General features: G+C 62.1%; 16 protein-coding genes. 7 read left to right on the forward strand and 9 right to left on the reverse strand.

Going from position 1 to position 15737, the window contains the following annotated elements; genetic code table 11:
- The first annotated feature begins 125 nt into the window (after positions 1-125).
- Positions 126-371: a ParB N-terminal domain-containing protein gene (locus ABJ363_10080; GenBank protein ID MEP4379337.1), complete on the forward strand. Its 246-nt coding sequence runs from the start codon at positions 126-128 to the stop codon at positions 369-371.
- Positions 372-491: 120 nt separating this feature from the next.
- On the opposite strand, the gene ABJ363_10085 is transcribed toward ABJ363_10080, so the two are convergent.
- Positions 492-881 carry a cupin domain-containing protein gene (locus tag ABJ363_10085; GenBank protein ID MEP4379338.1) on the reverse strand — a complete coding sequence of 130 codons (390 nt, stop codon included), beginning with the start codon at positions 879-881 and terminating at the stop codon, positions 492-494.
- Between the two features lie 115 nt (positions 882-996).
- Here ABJ363_10085 and ABJ363_10090 point away from each other — a divergent pair, with 115 nt between their 5' ends.
- Positions 997-1875 carry a glutathione S-transferase family protein gene (locus ABJ363_10090; protein ID MEP4379339.1) on the forward strand — a complete coding sequence of 293 codons (879 nt, stop codon included), beginning with the start codon at positions 997-999 and terminating at the stop codon, positions 1873-1875.
- A 164-nt stretch (positions 1876-2039) separates the two neighbouring features.
- On the opposite strand, the gene ABJ363_10095 is transcribed toward ABJ363_10090, so the two are convergent.
- The 6 genes from ABJ363_10095 to ABJ363_10120 all read right to left on the reverse strand — a co-directional run bounded on the left by ABJ363_10095 (position 2040) and on the right by ABJ363_10120 (position 7565).
- On the reverse strand, positions 2040-3623 hold the full coding sequence (locus tag ABJ363_10095) for a hypothetical protein (protein MEP4379340.1): 1584 nt from the start codon (positions 3621-3623) through the stop codon (positions 2040-2042).
- Positions 3624-3723: 100 nt separating this feature from the next.
- Positions 3724-4473, reverse strand: coding sequence for a sulfite exporter TauE/SafE family protein (locus tag ABJ363_10100; GenBank protein ID MEP4379341.1), 750 nt, complete (start codon positions 4471-4473; stop codon positions 3724-3726).
- Between the two features lie 63 nt (positions 4474-4536).
- Positions 4537-5112, reverse strand: a complete 576-nt coding sequence (locus tag ABJ363_10105) for a cupin domain-containing protein (protein MEP4379342.1) — start codon at positions 5110-5112, stop codon at positions 4537-4539.
- 23 nt (positions 5113-5135) lie between these two features.
- Positions 5136-5945 (reverse strand): amidohydrolase family protein, encoded by an 810-nt coding sequence (locus ABJ363_10110; protein MEP4379343.1) that lies wholly within the window; start codon positions 5943-5945, stop codon positions 5136-5138.
- Between the two features lie 63 nt (positions 5946-6008).
- Positions 6009-6665: a flavin reductase family protein gene (locus tag ABJ363_10115; GenBank protein ID MEP4379344.1), complete on the reverse strand. Its 657-nt coding sequence runs from the start codon at positions 6663-6665 to the stop codon at positions 6009-6011.
- A gap of 15 nt (positions 6666-6680) precedes the next feature.
- Positions 6681-7565, reverse strand: coding sequence for a sulfurtransferase (locus ABJ363_10120; protein MEP4379345.1), 885 nt, complete (start codon positions 7563-7565; stop codon positions 6681-6683).
- A gap of 153 nt (positions 7566-7718) precedes the next feature.
- Here ABJ363_10120 and ABJ363_10125 point away from each other — a divergent pair, with 153 nt between their 5' ends.
- The 4 genes from ABJ363_10125 to ABJ363_10140 are packed head-to-tail and all read left to right on the forward strand — an operon-like array spanning position 7719 to position 11971.
- Positions 7719-8471 carry an SDR family NAD(P)-dependent oxidoreductase gene (locus ABJ363_10125; GenBank protein ID MEP4379346.1) on the forward strand — a complete coding sequence of 251 codons (753 nt, stop codon included), beginning with the start codon at positions 7719-7721 and terminating at the stop codon, positions 8469-8471.
- Between the two features lie 34 nt (positions 8472-8505).
- A complete protein-coding gene (locus ABJ363_10130) occupies positions 8506-9483 on the forward strand; it encodes a quinone oxidoreductase (GenBank protein ID MEP4379347.1) in 978 nt (325 codons plus the stop codon).
- A gap of 32 nt (positions 9484-9515) precedes the next feature.
- Positions 9516-11072, forward strand: coding sequence for an AMP-binding protein (locus ABJ363_10135; GenBank protein ID MEP4379348.1), 1557 nt, complete (start codon positions 9516-9518; stop codon positions 11070-11072).
- A 17-nt stretch (positions 11073-11089) separates the two neighbouring features.
- Complete coding sequence (locus ABJ363_10140) at positions 11090-11971, forward strand: NAD(P)-dependent oxidoreductase (protein ID MEP4379349.1); 882 nt, start codon at positions 11090-11092, stop codon at positions 11969-11971.
- Positions 11972-11975: 4 nt separating this feature from the next.
- On the opposite strand, the gene ABJ363_10145 is transcribed toward ABJ363_10140, so the two are convergent.
- Together ABJ363_10145 and ABJ363_10150 are read right to left on the reverse strand one after the other, a co-directional pair.
- Positions 11976-13181: an MFS transporter gene (locus ABJ363_10145; GenBank protein ID MEP4379350.1), complete on the reverse strand. Its 1206-nt coding sequence runs from the start codon at positions 13179-13181 to the stop codon at positions 11976-11978.
- Positions 13182-13201: 20 nt separating this feature from the next.
- Positions 13202-14068, reverse strand: a complete 867-nt coding sequence (locus tag ABJ363_10150; protein ID MEP4379351.1) for an SDR family oxidoreductase — start codon at positions 14066-14068, stop codon at positions 13202-13204.
- A gap of 359 nt (positions 14069-14427) precedes the next feature.
- Here ABJ363_10150 and ABJ363_10155 point away from each other — a divergent pair, with 359 nt between their 5' ends.
- Positions 14428-15711, forward strand: a complete 1284-nt coding sequence (locus tag ABJ363_10155; GenBank protein MEP4379352.1) for an amino acid ABC transporter substrate-binding protein — start codon at positions 14428-14430, stop codon at positions 15709-15711.
- The last annotated feature ends 26 nt before the right edge of the window (positions 15712-15737 follow it).

Raw genomic sequence — 15737 nt, forward strand, 5'->3', positions numbered from 1 at the left:
CTGTCCTTGCGTGTTGTCTGTGGATCGTTCGCCCCGTCTACAGGGACGGAAAGAATGTTAGGCTTTCATGCGCCCGGCGTCAGCCATGGGCGCCAGTGCCACCCGCGATCAAGAGGGCCTCGCCGATGAAAGACCTGATCTTCAGGATCGACGAAATCTACATCCCGACCAAGCGCCGGACGGAGGTCGATCCCGACAGGGTACAGGAGATCGCCGAGAGCATCCTGGAGGAGGGGCAGCAGGTTCCGATCATGGTGCGCGACGACGGCAAGCGAAAAATCCTCGTCGAGGGCCTGCAACGCCTCGAGGCGTGTAAATCGCTCGGCGAAGAGACCATCGTCGGGATTATCGTCCAGGCGCGGCAGCGGTAGGCGTCTCAAGAGACATCACCTCCATCGTCATGCCCGGACTTGATCCGGGCATCTCCTTCCGGGTGGAGACGAGATACGCGGATCAAGTCCGCGTATGACGTCTAGAGAGTTGGGGTAGGCCTAGTCCTCAACCCCGTAGGGGTTGTTCACCAGTTCGGGGAACATGTCCGTACGCGGCGGTGAGAAAAACTCGACGATCTCGCAGTCCTCGCGATACCAGACCTCATGTTCGATCCCACCGGGGATGAGCACGAGAGAGCCCGCCTCGCAGGTGGCTTCCTCGCCGGTGCCGAACTTGTAGTCGAACCGACCCTTCATCAGCCAGGTGATCTGCTCGTTCGGGTGCGAATGGGCCGGGATGTGGCTGCCGCCGTCGATCCTGGCCCAGAAGCCCATGACCTGGTCGCCGCCGAGCACCTTCATCTCGCCGAACGGCATCTTGTGGACGGGGATGTCGTCGAGCTGGTGGATGAGGCTCGCGAAACGGGTTGTCTGCAATTCGTCGGCCATGGCGGTGCTCCTGTGATTCCGGTTTGTTCGCCGCTATGATCGCACCGAAACGCCGCGCGGGCCAAACCGCGCCCGCCTGAAGAACGGGCACCGACACAGGGAAGGAAATTCAGCGATGGTGAAACTCGCCACATCGGACATCAAGACGACAGAGGTCCTGGACTGGAAAGGGCTGCACCTGTTCCATTTCATGGGCTCGTCCTGTTCCCAGAAAACCCGGATTGCGTTTGCGGCGAAGGGCGTGGAATGGGAGTCTCACCATGTGGATATCGCCCATTTCGAGAACTTCACCGAATGGTTTATGGGCATCAATCCGCGCGGCCTGATGCCGACCCTGGTGCATGACGGGGACGTGCATATCGAGAGCAACGACATCATCGAATATGTCGACGCGACGTTCGGCGGCCCGAAGCTGTTCCCGACCGATCCCGATGAGAAGGCCTTCATGGAAGCCTCGATGAAGCGTGAGGATGATCTGCATTTGTGCGTTCGGGCACTCACCTTCCGCTATTTCCTGCCCGTCGAGATGATGAAAAAAGACGATGCGGCGGTGGACGTCTACGAGGCCGAAGGTGCGGAGACGGTCGGTGGCAAGGTCGATGGCCGCAAGGCGATCGAGGTCGAATTCTGGCGCAAGATGAACGAGAACGGTGGCATCACCGACGAACAGGTCGTTAATGCGGCCGGTGAGTTCCTGAAGGCGTTCGGCGAACTGGAAGAGCGCCTGGAGGGGCAGGAGTGGCTGCTGGCCAGCGGGTTCTCGGCGCTGGATATCGCGTGGTGGATCACCGTGTTCCGGATTACCTCCATGGGTTTCCCGACGGATCGGTTCCCGAAACTGCTGGCCTGGTATGAGCGTATTGCCGCGCGCGAGGACTTCAGGCGCGAGATTGCGAACCCGCCGGAGATCGACGAGATTTCCAAAAAGCATCAGGCGGCCTGTGCGGATGCCGGCAAGAGCATGCAGGACGTGATGGCCGCCTCGGGACTCTAATCCCGGGCTTTGGTCATCTTTCTCGTAGTGGCAGGGCTCCTGCCTTCGCGCATTGCGTTTCGGCGGACAAACATCAACCCGGCCATCCACGTGTTCGTGTCACGTGAAATATCGACGTGGATGCCCGCAACAAGTGCGGGCATGATGACTATTCTGCCGGGGTCCTATTTCTTTTTCGGGTCCTGGGCGAACAGGATGCCCCAGACGAAGTCCGTCTGGACCGCGCGCCGGTTGGTCGTGCCGCGATCATAGAAGTCACCGATTTCCGGTGGGCCACTGACCTGGGTGCCGATGCCGAAATTGTTGAGCCGGCCCGTGGCGCCAACACCTGGTGCGCCAAGGCTGCCGTCGGCTTTCACCGACGCCTGAACATGGCAGCTGATGCAGGATGCGGTGTTCACGAAGCCGCCCTCGTTGATTGAAGAACCAAGAAGCGTGGGGTAGCCGTCAAAGTTGGTGAACTGGGTCTGCGTGCCCTTGAGCCGATAGCTCTTCCATGCCGGGTCGGTGACCTTCGGCGCCTCCGGATCAACCGCTGCGTCGCCGGTGCCGATGCCCAGGCCTGTGAACAGGTCCGTCAGCGCTTTTGTCATCTCGCCCGCCGGATAGCGCTGGCCGAGATCGAACAGTGAAAGGTCGTCGTTCAGCTCGTCGTCCTTCGTGTTGGGTGCAATGAAGTTGCTTTCGAAGGTGGTGGTCAGCGTTTCGCCCTTTTCCGGCTGCAGCGGTGCGTCGACTGTCACCTCGTGCAGTGCGCCGAAACTGTCGTTGCAGCCAATGAAGTCACAGCGGCCGAGATTGTTCGCATGCTCGAACGCAAACCAGTGCCAGCCGGGCAGGGCCTTGGACGAGGCGGCGACGCTGGCGAGATAGTAGATCCGTTCGTGGAAGGTCTTGCCGTTGTCGGTCGAGGCCCGGATCTTCTGGGTGATGTAGGGCAGGTCCGGGTTCTGCGGCGGGGTCTTCGCGTCGCTGTCATGGTCGGTGACATAGCCGAGCGCGACCATCGTCTCCTGGTCGATCCAGGCGACCTTGAACATCATCGCCGCGGGCGGGTAGGCGACGCCCTGGCCGGTCGGACGGTGCGGCTTGGCGTGTTCGGCCTCGCCGGCGATCCGAGCGAACAGCTTTACGAGCCCGGGCTTCGAGTAAAGTTCCTGTTCGGCCGTGTAGCGGACGAAGGCGTCGTTCCTGTACACGATCTCGACCTGGCCCTGGCGGGCAACCCGGGCGGGATCGAGCGTGCGCAGGAAGGTCGCGTTGTGGCTGTTGCCGGGTTTGCCGCCGGCGAAGCTGGTCTCTGCGGAACCGCCCCAGTCGCCCGGAATGTAGGGGCAGTGTTTGCCCGGCGCGCCGACGTCGTCGGGTTCGCGCACGTTGCCCGACGCGTCCCGGTGCCCGACCTGTGGCGCCGCACCGATACGCACAAAGCAACAATCGGTCGCGCCGTCCGAGGTGCATAACGGCTTCGGGTCGACCACCCAGATCGTCTCGTCGTTCGCCCATTGATCCCAGAATCTGGCCTGGATCGTCTCCAGGAACGACGCCCAGGCGAAGGTGTCGGCGCAGGTGGCGGCGGGGCTGTTGATCGTATCGGGAAACGAGATAACGCCGTTCGCGGCGGTGGCCGTGCATGTCGGCGCATCGCGGACATGGCTGTGGAAATACATGGCGGTCGATGTCGAATCCGCCTGCGTACCCGAGGTCGCCGCGACAAGCAGCATTCCGGCAAAGAGTGTGTGTTTCATGACCATGTCTCCCATAGGAATACTGGCATTGCGTGGGCGGGCAGGCCAGTGCGTCCTCGTTCCGATGGTCCTCGTTCCGGCGGTCTTTGGCCGCGCGGTTCTAGTTGAGCAGCACCCAGGTCGAGGACGCCGCCAGTGTCGCCAGCGCGATGTTCCGGAAGAGACGCTCGCTCGCCAGCGGGAACAGCTTCATGCCGATCCAGGTGCCGAGGATGAAGGGCGGGATCATCGCCGCCGTTTTCCACAACACCGCCGCATCGATCAGGCCGTTCAGCGCGAAGGTCGCGGTGAGCCCGACGAGAATCAGGGTGAAGTAGCCGATCAGGTTGGCGCGGATACGCGCCGGCGCGTCACCGCTCGCCATCATGTAGAGGATCGCGGGCGGGCCCGCGACGCCCGCCGCGCCCGCCAGGGTGCCACCGAGCATGCCGACGCCGATCTCCGGCCCGAGGCCGCGCGGGCCGCGGTAACGCCAGCCGGTCCAGAGGATGAGCGCGAGCAGCAGGACGATCGCGGCGTTGGCCCGGCGCATGTCGTCGGGGGGGACCGAAATCAGGATCAGCGCGCCGAGCGGCATCAGGAGCACGGCGGGGATCCCCAGCGCCCACACGGTCCGCCGCTGGGATTCGCGGAGTGCGGTCGGTGCGAGAAGCAGGACGGGACCGATCTCGACCAGGGCAGTCACCGGCACGCCGATCTGCGGCCCCCAAATCCAGCTCAGCATGGGGGCGTGAATCAGCGCGGACCCAAACCCCGAGAAACCCCGGATCAGGCCGCCCGCGAACACGGTCGCGGCGGCGATCAGCAGGCCGGTGTCGAACAGGTCAACCGGGATGAAGTTTTCGAACATGGCGACGGATCAATCTTCGTGCGGGGCGATGTGCGACGCAGAGATGTACGAAAGGGAGATGTTCTATTCCCCGAACCGAATGCCGATATCGGCCATCGCATCGCGGGTCTCACGCCCGAACCGGCGCTCGACTTCTTCTCCCGCGGCGGCGGCATGGATCACCGTGTCCTTGGTTTCCTCGGGCGGCGTCTGGATGGCGACGAAGAGGTGTCCCATCTTGGTGCCATTGTTGCGGAACTCCCGATAGACACCGGCCGGCACGGAGACGAAATCCAGCGGTCCAAGAGTGATCGAGTTCTCCCCCTCAGTGCCCCAGACGATCTCGAACTCTCCCTCGATGCAAAAGAAGTTCTCGACCGTGTCCGTGTGCTTGTGCAGGCCCGAGCTGTCGCCGGGCGGGCATTCGGCGATGGTTACGGTCAGACCCGGTGCACCCTTGACCGGCGCGACCTTGCTGCGTCCGGCCCAGCCCTCCGGGCTCATCACCGGGAAGACCTTGTCCGACGACATCAGTTGCATCGCCTCGGGTGCGATCCCGTGGGCGTCGTTCATCGTGTCCTTGTAGGGCACTAGGTCCGCAAAGCGGGCCACGCGTTTCTGCATGTCCTCGGGCGAGAGTTCGGTTTCGTCATGGGCCATCGTTCATGTCCTCTTTTTGGTTACTACGCCCAGCCGATCCAGTCGCACAGGGCGCGTCCCATCACCAGTTCCAGATCGTCGCCCGACAACCAGTCGAGTTCCTCGGTGAAGTGTGTGACGCACTCGCGATAGGTGCAGGGCAGGCGGGTGAGATCGGATCCCCAGAACACGCGTTTCGGCCCGAACGCATCGACGACGCGCTTCAGCGGGTCGCTGGTGTTGGGCCAGGGATAGTCTTGCGAGGAATAGGCGCCGATCGTGCAGGCCTTCACGGAAACATTCTCGTATCGGGCCAGGTCGAGCAGGGTCTGCAGGCCGCCGAAGGCCTCGTCATCGACTTTACGTCCCGGCAGGTCCAGATGGTCCACGGTCAGGCGCAAATTCGGATGGGCCTCGGCGATTTTCGCGGTCTCGGCGGCGCTCCCGGCGAGCATGAACATCACCGGAAGATCGTTCGCCTCCGCGGCGGCCCACAGCCACTCCAGGCCGCCGGACTTCAGCGCTTCCTGTTCCTCGGGTTTGCCGAGGGTGAAACGAAGACCGAGCATCCCGGACTGATCCTTCCAGTCGGGGAGTTTCTCGGCACCCGCCGGGTCGAACAGATCCATACGCCCGAGCACCGCGAGACGATCGGGGTACTTTCCGGCGGCCTCGCAGGCTTGCGAATTGTCATTGCCCATCCACATCGGCGGGACGACAATGGCCCGGTTGACCCCGGCCTCGTCCATTTCCGCGATCAGTTCGTCGGCCGTAAAGGCGGGCACCATGCGGTGCCATGGGTTGCCGTCACCTCGGAAATTCCAGAGATGAACCTGTGCGTCTGCAATTAACATGATGCTTCTTCCCCCGAGATGTTCTGCCGTTTCGCTTTATCGCCGCGCGCTTGGGTTGGCGCGTTACTTTCGCTCGCTCGGATGCACCACATTGTCGGGGCGCTTCAGGGCGATGATGTTTTCCGATTCTATCTTTGCATAGTCCAGATAGCTAAGCCGCGCGATCAGTTCCATCTTGTGAATGTCCACGATGCCATCCGTGATGACGTCGTCATTGATGTGAATGCCAACCACCTCGCCCATGACGACATGGGACTGCGAGTTGCGCCCGGGCGGCAGGTCGATGGTCTGGAGATGCTTGCACTCCAGTGCGATCGGTGACGCCTTGACCCGCGGAGGTCTGACATTATGGCAGGGCGCCGGCTCGAGCCCGGCCTTGGCCATTTCGTCGATGCGCGACGGCGCGTGCTCGGCTGTCGCGATCATCTGGTCGCGCAGGCCCCACACGCACATGTTGAACACGAACTCGCCGGTATCCTGCACGTTCTGGTAGGAATCTTTCTTCTCTCCCGTCCCAGGTTTGACGGCGTTCGGGCAGTACATCACGCAAGGTGGGTCGCCGGAGAGTGCGTTGAAGAAACTAAACGGCGCGAGATTGACCACGCCGTCGGCGCTTAGGCTCGATATCCAGCCGATCGGGCGGGGCACCACCAGGGCGCTGTAGACGGAATGCTTGAACGGTTCCGGCTTCATGCCGGCTTCGCGGGGATCGAAAAACATGACGGGGTAAAATCCTTATCCGGTTTCCATGGGCAGGGTCTCGTCCTTGCCCCATTCCTGCATCGACGCGTCGTAGAGCGCCACGTCTTCGTACCCCAGCGCCTTCTGGGCGAAGAAGGCGAGGGTCGCGGAGATACCGCCGCCGCAATAGTTGACGATCTTCTTGTCGGGCGTGGCACCCGCCGCGTCGAACATCCGCCGGAGGGCATCTGCGTCAGCGAAGACATTGGATTCCATGTCGCACACGTCGGCATAGGGTGCGTTGGTGCTGTTGGCAATTCGCCCCGGGCGGCCGAACACCAGGCCGCCGGTGCCGTGGAACTGTTCCGCCGACAGGGCGTTGACCACCGCAACGTCGGGATTGTCGAGGACGGCGCGGACATCGTCCTTGTCGAAGATCACCTCCCGGCGCGGCCGGGCCGTGAACGATGCAGGGGTGTGCGTTTCTTCGCCCGTGGAGATCGCGCGGCCCTCCGCCGTCCATTTGGCGTAACCGCCATCGAGGACCATGCCGCCGTCGAACCCCATGGCGTAGAGCGCCCACCAGGCGCGGGTCGCCCAAAACGGCTGGGTGCGGCTGTACAGGATCAGGCGGGTGTCGTCGCCGATGCCCAGGGCGCCGATGCGTGCGGCGAAATCTTCGGGCGCGGGCAGCATGAAGCGGAACGCATGTGGGGTGACCGACATATCGTCCTGGCAGTTGATATAACCGGCGCCGGGAATATGGCCGGCTGCCCATCCTTCTCGATCCCCCTCGACCCGATACTCAAGTTCCGGATCCGGCACCAGCACAGTGGTGGTATCGAACACCCGCAGGTCCGGATCGTCGAGATGGGCTTCCAGCCATTCGGTCGTGACCAGGAGGTCGGGGTCGAGTTTGGACTCTTTGTGGTCAGCCATTGCTCGTTTTGCTCCGTCGCTTACTTTTTTATAGCGGCTGCTGATCGGTGCGCGTCAAGCTGTCGCGCACTTGCTCACGATGTAATACAGTCCGGTCAAGGCGTCGTGTCCGTGTTCGGGATGCGACGCTAGCGAATATTCCATGGTGAAGATATGCCGGGTCGGCTGACCGGAAAAGTTGTGGCAATTACCGGGGCGGGGTCCGGTCTCGGGCGCGCAATGGCCCTGCGCGCCGCCAGCGAAGGCGCGCTGGTCGCTGTGAGCGGCATGAAAATGCCGGGGCTGGAGGAAACCGTGGCGTCCATGTCGGATCTCGAGGGGGACGGAATCGCCATTCCGGCCGATGTCACCGATCCCGACCAGGTCTCGGCCTTGATCGACGGCGCGGTTGCGAAGTTCGGCCGGCTTGACGCGGCGATCGCCAACGCGGGCGCCTTCGTGGGCCGCACCGGTTTCCAGGACCTGGACCTCGCTGACTGGAACCGCCTTCTGGACGTCAATATGACGGGTGTGTTCCTTACCCTGCAGGCGGCGGCGAAGGTACTTATCGCGCAGGGTGAGGGCGGATCTCTGCTGGCGACCGGGTCGTCCACGGCGGTGCGGCCGGGCCCCGGTATCCTTCCCTATGCATCGAGCAAGGCGGGCGTACACATGATGATGCGCGCGCTGGCGATCGAACTGGCGCCGCTGAAAATCCGGGTCAACACGATCGTGCCGGGCATGTCGCGCACGCCGCCGGTCGTCAATGTGCCGGGGTTCATGGAGGCGGGCCTGAAGCTTGCTCCCATGGGAGAAGTCGTCGAGCCTGAGGAGATTGCCGCCCTGGTCGCGTTCGCCCTTTCCGACGAAGCGCCGCACATGACCGGCGCAGAGCTGAAAATCGACGCCGGGCGCACCTCTGCCTGAGGTGGCCGGCATTCAACAAAGAAGGAAAATTCTAATGGAAATCAAATCAATCCAGGTCGCCAAGACCGGTGGCCCGTCGGTCATGAAGTGGAAGACGATCGACCTGCCGAAGCCGAAGAAGGGCGAAGTCACCGTCCGGCACACTGCCGTCGGGTTCAACTTCATCGACATCAACCACCGCACGGGTCGCTACCCGCTCGAACTGCCGACCGGGATCGGGTCCGAGGCGGCAGGCGTCATCGAGGCCGTCGGCCGCGGGGTCACCGACCTGAAGGTTGGCCAGCGCGTGGTCTATATCGGCGCCGTCGGCACCTATTCGGAGGCGCAGAATGTTCCGGCCGCGATCTGCGTGCCGATTCCGCGCGACATCACCGACGAAATCGCCGCCGCGACCCATCTCAAGGGCATGACGACCGAGATGCTCGTCGAGCGTGTCGGTGAGGTGCGAAAGGGCGATACGGTTCTGATGCATTCTGCTTCTGGCGGTGTTGGCCTGCTGCTGTGCCAGTGGGCCAAGGCGCGCGGTGCGACTGTTATCGGCACGGCGTCTTCGGCTGCGAAGTGCAAGGAGATCACCCGCGCCGGCGCCAAGCATGCCATCGACACCTCGAAGAAGGACGTCGCCAAGGAGGTCGCCAAGATCACCAAGGGGCAGGGCGTGGACGTCGTGTTCGATCCCGTCGGCAAGGACACCTACGAGACGTCGCTGGCCTGTCTGAAGGATCGCGGTCTGCTCGCCAGCTTCGGCGGCGCGTCGGGCCCGGTGCCCGCCGTCGATCTCAATGAATTCCGCTACATGGCGCGCGCGTGGCGGCTAACCCGGGCGTCGCTCTTCAACTACACCGCCGGCCGCGAGGATCTGTTGCATAGTTCCAAGCGCGTGTTCCAGATGATCCGGTCCGGCAAGGTGAAGGTCAAAATCAAGCAGCGCTATCCGCTCAAGGATGCCGCGAAGCTCCACAAGGATGTGGAATCCCGCAAACTGACGGGCATCAGCATGCTGGTTCCCTAAACGGAACCAAGAATACCGGGTGGGGAGACGCGATGCGCGTGATCGACTTTTTCGACCGTGGGGCTTTGCTCCACCCGGACCGCGCCTTCATGATCGCGGAAGACGGCGCGATCACGACCTATCGTGATGCGCGCTACCTTTCCCACAGGACCGCATTGGCCATGCTTGCGGCGGGCTTCGGCTACCGCAAACACGCGGCGATCTACAGCCCCAACGCGCCCGGCGCGTTCGATGCGCTGATCGGTATCTACCGCGCCGGCGGCGCCTGGGTGCCGATCAACGCCCGCAATGCGGTCGCTGAGAACGCCTATATCCTGAACAACAACGACACCGAATTTCTTTTCTATCACAGTGACTTCGAAGACAATATCAAGGTCATTCGCGAGGCGTGTCCCGGCATCAGGAACTATGTATGCCTGGACCGGGAAGGTGCTGACGCGCCGTCCTTCGCGGCATTTGTTTCGGGGTATGAAGGTGACGCCCCGGACTTTCCCGATGACCCCGATGACATCTGCGGGATCTTCCCGTCCGGGGGTACGACGGGCCGGCCCAAGGGCATCGTGTGGACGAACAATCTGTTCGAGACGATGGTCGCGGCGATGGTCGCGCATATGCCGCCGAAGAAGCCGCCGGTACATCTGTGTGCCGCACCCATGACCCACGCCGCGGGCGTCGTCGCGCTGTCGCTCATGGCTTATGGGGCGACGAACATCATCATGAACGGGGTGCAACTGCCGCAGCTCATGGAGAATATCGAGAAGCACGGCGTCACCAACCTGTTCCTGCCGCCGACTGCGATATACGTAATGCTGGCGCACCCGGACGTGCGCAATTACGACTATTCCTCGCTGGAATATTTCGTCTATGCCGCAGCGCCCATGTCGGTGGACAAGCTGAAAGAGGCGATCGACGTGTTTGGGCCGGTGATGGCGCAGTGTTACGGTCAGGCCGAAGCGCCCATGATCTGCACCTACCTGCCACCCGAGGCGCACACGGAAGCACTCACGACCAACAAGGCACATCGCCTGGCCAGCTGCGGTCAACCCTGTCTGCTGACGCCCGTGGAAATCATGGACGATGACGAGAATATCCTGTCACCGAACGAGCGCGGCGAGATCGTCGTGCGCGGTTCGCTGGTCATGGCCGGCTATTACAAGAACAAGGACGCGACGGACGAAGTCTCGACCTCCAATGGCTGGCACCGCACCGGTGATATCGGCCTGAAGGACGAGGACGGGTACATCTATATCGTCGACCGAAAGAAGGACATGATCATCTCCGGCGGGTTCAACATCTACCCTTCCGAGATCGAGCAGATCGTGTGGGGCCACGCCGCCGTTCAGGATTGTGCGGTGATCGGCGTGCCCGATGACAAATGGGGCGAGGCAGTGAAGGCCATTGTCGAGCTCAAGCCGGGACAGAAGGTGGACGAGGACGAGATCATCGCGCTGTGTAAGGAAGAGTTGGGCAGTGTGAAGGCACCGAAGACGGTCGAGTTCTGGGATGAGCTGCCACGGTCACCCGTCGGCAAGGTGCGCAAGAAGGATATGCGCGAGAAATTCTGGGAGGGGCGGGACCGCGCTGTCTAAGGCGTCGTCCGCACGATATGCGTCAGCGCATCGGCATTCTTGGTCTTGGCGAAATCGGCGGCATGGCGGCCCGCCTGCTGCTGGCCAGGGGATTTGAGGTGTCAGGACTGGACCGGCGCAGTGCCGCCTGGTTGCCGGACGCCGGCGGCGCGTTGTTTCCTGACGCCCGAACCCTCGCGGCACACTCCGACATCGTCATTATGGCGCTGGCCAGCGAGGCCGCGGTCGAAGAGGCGGTATTCGGCGAAACGGGACTTGTGGCGGGTGGCCGGGCAGGGCTGATCGTCGCCGACATGGGTACGTTCGCCGTAGCGCTTAAGGAGCGTGTTCGCGACGCACTGGAAAAGAAGGGGGCTATCGCCCTCGATACCCCGATCAGCGGCACCCCCCAGGCGATGGAAACCGGCCGCGCCGTGATCATGCTGAGTGGGGACCCGGCAGCATGCGAGTCCGTGCAGCCGATGTTTGAGGTGCTGGCCCCCAAATGCCCCTATGTGGGCCCATTCGGCCATGGCATGAAACTCAAATTCGTGCTCAACGCGCTGGTGACCAATCATGTGCTCGTCACGGCGGAGGCGTTGAACATGGGGATCGCGTCGGGGCTCGATCCGCAGCAGATCATCGATGTCGTGAAACCGAGCGTTGCGACCTCGACCCAGTTTGAACTGCGCGGTCCCCTGATGGCTGAACGCAAATGGGATCCGCCGCCGGCGCCGGCGCGTTTGGTGCTTAAGGACACGCACTACATCGTTGAACACGCGGCGGCGCTCGGGGTGCCGGCGCCGGTCTCGACGATCACCCGGGACTATTACGACAAGGTCGCGGAGATGGGGCTGCTGGACAAGGAATTGGCGATCATCTTCGAGGCGCTGGAGTCAGACAACGAACCGCCTGGTTGACCGGCTAGGGGCGGGTGTCGTTCTGGCGGATATACCTCGTCGCCCGCAGGAACGAGAAGACGCTCGTCAGGACGAGGAATCCAATCCCGATATAGGCAACCTTGAACGAGACCGTCGCGACGACCGCACCGAAGACGGCCGGGCCGATCACGATTGCACCGAAAATGATGAAGCCGACCGCCCCGGTGGTTCGGCTGACCTCGCCACCGGGTGCACGGCGTGCGGCTTCGGCCAGATAAACCCCGTTCCAGCCGGCCGCACCGGCACCGAAGATGACGCCCACGGCATAGATAAGCGTGAGCGGCCAGGATGCGGTGATGGACGCTGTCAGGAAGGCCGCCAGTGAGCCGAGCAGTGCGAGAAACAGGAGCGTGGTCGATGGGCTCAGATACCGTGACGCGACGGCGCCGAAGACGATACGTCCTGTGCCACCGCTCGCCTGGGCCACCGCCAGGATCGCGCCGGCGGTCACGACGGACAGGCCGATGTCTTCCTGCAGATACAACACGATGAAAGTCGTGAGCGCGTATTGCGCGATGACCAGGGGAACGCATCCGGCGAGCAGCCAGCGCAGGACGGGACTTGCCAGCACGAGGCGGACCGGGCCAATCAATTCCAGTTTCACCCGGATCGATGTGTCGGCGTATTGCGCATAGCCGCGCGACCAGATCTCCGTGATCACGGCCGTCGCGAGGCACGCGGCCGCGACGACCAGCAAGGCAGATTGCCAGTCCCAGAGGAGAGTGAGGGGTGGACCGACGAAGCCGGCCAGCGCACCGCCGAGCGGCACACCGGTCTGCTTGATTGAAAAAACGAACGGCTGGAGGTGCCGCGGGGTCGCACGTGAGAGAATGTGCGAACTCGCTGGGGTTGCAGGCCCGAGTGCCGCGCCGATGAGTGCGCTGCCAAGCGCGACGAGGAAAAGATTACCGGACGCAATGCTGACGCTGCCAACGGCACAAAGCAGCACCATCACCTGCGATGCGCGCATGGGGTTGAAACGGGCAACCAATCCTGCCGACATCATCCCGCTGAACATCGCGGCGGTGAACAGGATCGTCGGCTGCAATCCGATCCACGCCGGGTCGAGACCCATCTCCGGCAATGCCTGCTTGGCGAGCACGGGCGGTGCGAACACCGCCCAGGAGATCATCGCCTGAATCAGGGTGAGCAGGATCGTCGGGCCGACATAGGCGGCGCGTTCATTCATGAACTGATAGTCCGTCCGGTCTAGTAGTCGGGCATCGAATAGAGGAGGACACCGGCTTGCGCGCCGATGCGTTCGGCTTCGTCGGCGGCAGGACTATTCGGATCCCAGGGCTTGGCGTCATAGCGCATGCCGCTGATGCTGTTGGTTGCCTCTGACATCAGCCAGACAATCGGCGCCCTCATCAGATCGGCTTCGATCAGCACCGGTTTGTCGAGGACCTTGTCGCGTTCCTTCATTTCGTCCGACATACCCGGTGTGGCCGCACCGGCGCCCGGGTTGAGTATGTTCACGGTAACGCCGGTCCCTTCGAGATCCTTGTGCCAGATCTCGGTCGCGCATTCGAGCGCGGCCTTGGAGGGTCCGTAGGGTGAGGAGCCCTGTTTGGTCATGGTCCGATACATCGTGGTGACATTGATGATCCGGCCCCAACCCTGCTCGATCATCAAGGGGGCGACGCGACGGGCGAGCTTGTCGCCGCCAACAAAATTTGCGTCCATCACGTTCTGGATGATCTCGTCGCTGGCCTCGTAGAATTTCGGCATTTCGCCCGTCGCTTTCCACTCTGGGCGCTTGTGTCCGTCGGGCCAGATGTAGGTGAAGGTCAGGCCGGCGTTGTTGACCAACCCGTGGATGGCCCCAAACGCGTCCAGACCTTCCGCGACAATACGGTCGCAATCTTCGGATTTGCGGATATCTGCCGTGACGCAATGCAGTTTGCCGGGGTTGCTGGCACACGCCTCGGTGAGCGTTGGAAAATCATCGTCGATGTGTGCCGCAGCGACGACGTTGGCGCCGGCTTCTGTCAGGGCCTCGGTCATCGCCTTGCCCAGGCCGCGGCCGGCTCCGGTCACGATTACCACGCGTCCGTTCAGATCATATTCGGCCATGCTTTCCCCCGGCTTTTTTCTGTCGCTGATTTGATTGGCGGCCAAGCTATGCGGCAGGACTGCGTCAGGCAAGATTTTCAATTCGGTAGCCGATTGGTGCCGCCGGGTCACATGACCCGCAAACGGTCGTCAAAACACACTTGTGCATCTGTTGATCGTGCTGTTATGAATCATTCGAACTCACGGAAAAGTGAGTCATCGAGAGGAAACGACCCCCGGGCGAATTCGTCAAAATCTGACAATTCAAATCAGGCCGGCAAAAGTGTCTGAATAGAGCGGGTCCGAACCTCGATGTGTTCTTACCAGGATTCACGGTTTCGTGAATCCGTGTGAAACGTGAACACCTAGGGAGGGTGCACATGACCCGAATTCTCGCAAACAGAGTGCGCGTATGGCTGCTTGTCGGCCTGTTCGCGGCGTCCGTTGTTCTGTCGGGGTCGATCTCGACAACCGCGCAGGCGCAAGACAAAGACCCGATCAAGATCGGTTTCAGCATGGCGCTGACCGGTGCACTTGCCGGTGGCGGCCAGCAGTCGCTTTTGGCGATGCAGATCTGGGCCGAAGATATCAACAAGAAGGGTGGCCTTCTGGGCCGACAGGTCGAACTCGTCTTTTATGACGATCAGACCAACCCGAAGAATGTGCCTGGTATCTATTCCAAGCTCATCGATATCGACAAGGTCGACCTGATCGTCAGCGGCTATGGCACCAACCTGATCGCGCCGGCGATGCCGATCGCGATCGAACGCGAAATGGTGTTCATGGGCCTGTTCGGCATGGACAACAATTCCAAGTGGAAGTACGAGAAGTATTTCCAGATCCTGCCCGCAGGTCCCGATCCTGCCGTCGGCTTCTCCCAGTACTGGTTTGAAGCGGTCGCAGGTCTCAAGCCCAAGACGATCGCGGTGATCGCGGCCGACGCGGAATTCGCGCAGAACCTGAAGAAGGGTGCTGTAACGAATGCCGAGAAGATGGGTCTCGAAATCGTCTATGAGCAGAACTACAACCCGAAGACGGCTGACTTCACGCCAATTCTGCGTGCGGCAAATGCCAAGAAGCCGGATGTGATCTACATCGCGTCCTATCCGAACGGTTCGGCCGGGCTTGTGCGCGCACTTGCCGAAGTCGGGACCGATGCGAAAGCCGTCGGTGGCGGCATGGTCGGTCTGCAGTTCTCGGGCCTAATGGCGGGCCTCGGCCCGATGCTCAACGGCATCTCGAACTATGACTTCTTCGTGCCGGAACCCACCATGGATCTGTATCCCGGTGCGGGCGATCTCATCAAGCGCTACCAGGCGAAGGTGAAGGAGGACAACCTGAAGGTTGATGCCCTCGGCTACTATCTGGTGCCCTGGTCCTATGCCTATGTCGATATTCTCGGCCAGGCTGTGAACGCTGTCGGTTCACTCGATCAGGACGCGATCGCCGACTACATCCGTGACACCAAGTTCAGCACGGTTGTGGGCGACGTGAAGTTCGGCAAGAACGGCGAGTGGGATCGTTCACGTACCATTGTCGTGCAGTATCAGGGCATTGAGAACAATGACCTGGAGCAGTTCGCGAAGCCGGGTACGCGCAAGATCATGTTGCCGGCCGATATTTCGACCGGTGAACTTCAGACGTTCGGCGCACTGCGCAAATAACGCCTATTAGGACGGCGGCACTCTCC

The organism is Alphaproteobacteria bacterium (assembly GCA_039980135.1).
Taxonomy (GTDB): domain Bacteria; phylum Pseudomonadota; class Alphaproteobacteria; order UBA6615; family UBA6615; genus UBA8079.